3 protein-coding genes are annotated in these 2,436 nt (G+C 53.1%); 2 read left to right on the plus strand and 1 reads right to left on the minus strand.

Annotation, left to right across the window (positions count from 1 at the left end; translation table 11 throughout):
- Position 1 precedes the first annotated feature (1 nt).
- Positions 2–883, plus strand: coding sequence for a zinc metalloprotease HtpX (gene htpX / locus BP822_RS00050; protein WP_286877459.1), 882 nt, complete (start codon positions 2–4; stop codon positions 881–883).
- 2 nt (positions 884–885) lie between these two features.
- A complete protein-coding gene (gene pspAB / locus BP822_RS00055; RefSeq protein WP_286877460.1) occupies positions 886–1,449 on the plus strand; it encodes a PspA-associated protein PspAB in 564 nt (187 codons plus the stop codon).
- A 50-nt stretch (positions 1,450–1,499) separates the two neighbouring features.
- Here pspAB and BP822_RS00060 read toward each other — a convergent pair whose 3' ends face one another.
- Positions 1,500–2,333 carry a sulfite exporter TauE/SafE family protein gene (locus BP822_RS00060; RefSeq protein WP_286877461.1) on the minus strand — a complete coding sequence of 278 codons (834 nt, stop codon included), beginning with the start codon at positions 2,331–2,333 and terminating at the stop codon, positions 1,500–1,502.
- Positions 2,334–2,436: the final 103 nt, after the last annotated feature.

The raw sequence follows: 2,436 nt of genomic DNA on the forward strand, positions 1-2,436 counted from the left end.
TATGATGAGATGGAAGGCAGATCGAGGGCTTGAAGCCAGAATGCTTCTGACCATGATCCTTCTGGCGGTCCTATACATGGCGTTTCTGGCAGTTCTGGTCTCCCAGGGCGTCAATAATATACTAATCATTTTATTCATTGGCGGGTTCATGCTCCTTCAATACTACTATTCCGATAAGATGATCCTGTCGACCATGGGCGCCAAGATGGTCTCGGAGAGTGAAGCTCCAGAGCTTCATCAAATCGTCTCCCGGCTCTGCGCCATCGCCGATTTGCCCATGCCCAAAATAGCAGTGGTAAACAGCTCAATGCCAAATGCCTTCGCCACCGGCAGGAACCAGAAGAATGCGGTGGTGGCGGTGACCACGGGCATTATGCAAAAGCTCGATCACAGCGAGCTGGAGGCGGTGCTGGCCCATGAATTGACTCATGTTAAGAACAGGGATATGATGGTGATGACCATAGCCACGTTCCTCTCTTCCATGGCCCAGATCCTGGTCAGATCCATGCCGTTCATGGGCAGTGGAGGCGGGCGCGGTCGCGACTCAGGAGGCAGCTTCATAGTGGTATTCGTGGTCTCCCTGGTGGTGTGGGTCTTGAGCTTCATACTGATACAAGCCCTCTCCCGATACCGGGAGTTTGCCGCCGACCGCGGAGCTGCAATCATCACCGGGCAGCCCTCCATCCTGGTGAGTGCATTGATGAAGATAAGCGGCTTTCGGGTGCCCACAGAGGATCTGAGAAAGGTGGAGGGGCCCGTAAGCGCTCTGTTCATAGTGCCTGCCTTCAGCCGCTCTTCCATCATGAACCTCTTCTCGACCCACCCCACTCTGGAGGCCAGGATCGAAGCTCTGCAGAGAATTGAGCAGGGACTGGAGAGCTGAAGATGGGATTTCTGGATTCCATTATGGGAAAGACGCGCCTGCCCGAGGCCAAGATCGACCGGCTATTTGCCATCTCCACCGCTGCGGTGACAATGGATGCCAACCTCGATCTTGTGCCGGATGGACAGGCTGGGTTATGCTTCAAACCCATGGAGTCCTCTTACTATGAATCTGCCAGTAAAGAGATTGAAGCCCTCCTCAAGCTGAGCTTCCAGGAGTCGGGCACATCTCACAGCCTCAAGAAGGATGAGTACGGCTATATCTGGGTGATCCTGACCGACCAGGATTTTGAGGATCTGGTGGCCAATATTCAAATGATCTGCCAGATATTGATGGAGCAGGGATTCGGAACTCAGCTCTTGGCGGCAGTCTATCGCTTCAAGGGAGTGGCTACTGTATACTGGATCTATAGCTTCAAGCTGGGATCATACTATCCCTTTGTGCCGAAATCCAACAAGCAACGCGACACTGCAATGGAGTTCCGGCTGAGGTCACTGATGCAAAAGGAGCTGCCAATAGAGAAGGATATGGCCAAGTGGTACCCCATGTGGGGAATGCCCCTTTAGTACGGCACAAATGAAAATCCTCGTCGATCTTCCCATAGTAATTGGCGTCGCTAAAGTCCCATCAAATCAAATAATCCCATCATCTTCAGGCCGATGAGGATCATCATGGCGATGAAGACCTTCTTGAGCTTCTCCTCTGACATTTTATGGGTGAAATTCACTCCCCAATGGGCAGTCAGCATGCTTGCTCCTGCTAAGAGAACGAACTGAAGCAGATCGATATAGCCCACACAGTAGGCGGGAAGCCCAGCTACCCCCCATCCATTGATGGCATAGGCAATCGTCCCTCCCACAGCGTTAAAGGCAATGGCTACAGTTGATGTGCCAACCGCCTGATACATGGTAAAGCCCATGGCAATTACCATAGCAGGAACAAGGATCACCCCGCCCCCTATTCCTGCGAGCCCGGAGATAACCCCAACCACTACTCCCCATAGAATATAAGGCAAAAGGCTGCTCACCACCTCGGGCCTTCCTCGCCGCAGATCCCGGGCATATATCATTCGCAGAGCTCCTCCAATGATAATAATCCCAAAGATCATCCTGAGCAGCTCCCCCGGAGCATGAGCGGCAATGGTTCCGCCTAGAAAGGCACCTACCAGGCCAGAGAGGCCCAATGTCACTCCTGGACGCCAGAGGACTACTCCTTGGCAGTTATGACCATGGCATCCGCAGAGCGATGTGGGCAGTATGACCGCAAGGGAGGTGCCAAAAGCCACCCTGGTGGATAGAGTTGGATCCACTCCCATGGATGTCAGAGCCCAGATCTGCACCGGCACCATGATGAATCCACCTCCCACCCCCAGCATGCCGCAGGCAAATCCCACAACCATTCCCGTCAGCAGGAGGACGATAATGTAGATGAGCATAGATTCTGCTATCATGGCCACCTGCAAACGAATCTCTTGACGGTCATCTTACCCTGAGGATCGATGAGATTGTATTCATCATTTCTGAGCTTTCAATTGGTCGCGCTTTGGGCATGCA

Origin of the sequence: Methanosaeta sp. UBA458, from assembly GCF_002496085.1 — an archaeon.
In the GTDB taxonomy this organism is placed as follows: Archaea; Halobacteriota; Methanosarcinia; order Methanotrichales; family Methanotrichaceae; genus Methanothrix; species Methanothrix soehngenii.

What these genes read in the sequence shown, in the direction of transcription:
- BP822_RS00060 (WP_286877461.1), bottom strand. Translation starts at nt 2,333, where the DNA reads ATGATAGCAGAATCTATGCTCATCTACATTATCGTCCTCCTGCTGACG.
- htpX (WP_286877459.1), top strand. Translation starts at nt 2, where the DNA reads ATGATGAGATGGAAGGCAGATCGAGGGCTTGAAGCCAGAATGCTTCTG.
- pspAB (WP_286877460.1), top strand. Translation starts at nt 886, where the DNA reads ATGGGATTTCTGGATTCCATTATGGGAAAGACGCGCCTGCCCGAGGCC.